The sequence below is a fragment of the Mesorhizobium sp. P5_C1 genome (genome assembly GCF_054049815.1).
In genome coordinates, this window is record NZ_JBFULQ010000929.1 from 1 (window position 1) to 1,415 (window position 1,415).

Genomic DNA, 1,415 nt, shown 5'->3' on the forward strand with positions numbered 1-1,415 from the left:
GGATTAGCGAGTCAAATCGGGCGTGGAGCGGAGCTTGGGAAATATCTTTCAGCCGACGGAACGTTTGTGCTCGCCCGGTGTTATCACCCTGMTCCCCGCATAGGGATCATAAAGGGCCTTGCCCCTCTTGGCCCTAGTTTGAGTCCGCTGTCTCCCCGGCAGCGGACCCGACGCATTTCAGTGATCGTCGGCATCCTGTTCCATAGCCTTACGAATCAGTAAGTCGTCGGTCCGCGCAAAGCCAGATAACCATCACCGTCGGCAGCGAACGGCACTTTGCTGCCCGGCGGCCTCCACCTGCCGAAAATCAAAGGCCCGCTGCCCGCTCTCAGTCTGCTGGCGGCGGGCTTTTCGCCCAAGGGGGCATTGGTGGTGACTACGCAGCGGAGGCGGAACGRCTTCATAARAGCATMGTCCAGCCGYTKCTATCRCCYASCAGCGAGCAYTACCGGGCRCTCCARCGSACCCAYGAAGCGCTGCTGAAGACGGTSAAGGACRTCACCGGCAAGGATTCGCCGTTCATTCAATGGTTCGGAACAGGGCCTGTGCGGCCTCCCAAGGCTGGGTAGCGCCATCCCATGACCATGAAATATCTGTTCGTCGAGGACACGCTCGGCAAGAAGTACAGATCGGGTCGGGGCTTTCCGTCACTGCATGACGTGCCGCCGGCATGCCGACCTCGATATCCAAGCGCTGGTTGACCGTCTCGGCGAAGATTACGGCTGCCTACACTGGGATTTGATCCGGGTCCTATTCTGCCAGCCCTGCCGTGACGCAGGGCGCCCTGACCGAAACATCGCGTTCACCAGCCACCCGAAGACACCAGGGCAGCGACGCTCAGACTAAGCGGCCCGGCATCTCCGCACGGCGGGGGGCCAGCAGACTGTCGGGCCTGACCGGCGCGGGTTGGGGAGCGAGCCGGCTGGTGAAAATATACGCTTTCGCTAATATGTTCGGGACCTATCCGTAAGAACGATGGAAGCAGCAAAAGGTGGAGCACAAGCCGGAAAAGATCTAATCGGTAGGCCAAAGCGATGGCGAAGGGGTTCGACGACAAAGGGAGGGAGCACAAATGGCCGCCTATCTTATCGCGGATGTAGACATAAAAGACGCTGCCGCGTTCGAGGAATACCGGCGGGATGTTCCGGCCACCGAGGCGCGCTACGGCGGGCGATACTTAGGTCGTGGCGGTGCGACCAAGGTTCTGGAAGGTGACTGGGAGCCACACCGTTTGGTTATTATCGAATTCCCCGATATGGCGTCATTGATGAGCTGGTACAATTCGCCGGAGTACGCCCGCCTGATCGAGATTCGAAAACGTTGCGCCAACACCAGGATCATTGCGCTGGAAGGGATCACAACACCCATTGTCTGACGGTGCCGCGAAGCGCCTTTAGGCCAGTGGGACTTCAGTC

1 protein-coding gene is annotated in these 1,415 nt (G+C 59.6%); it reads left to right on the forward strand.

Annotated elements, in window-relative coordinates; all coding sequences use genetic code 11:
• Positions 1–1,072 precede the first annotated feature (1,072 nt).
• The gene (locus ACXJ7R_RS32685; protein WP_457155403.1) at positions 1,073–1,375 is read left to right on the forward strand and encodes a DUF1330 domain-containing protein; all 303 of its coding nucleotides are present in this window, start codon (positions 1,073–1,075) and stop codon (positions 1,373–1,375) included.
• Positions 1,376–1,415: the final 40 nt, after the last annotated feature.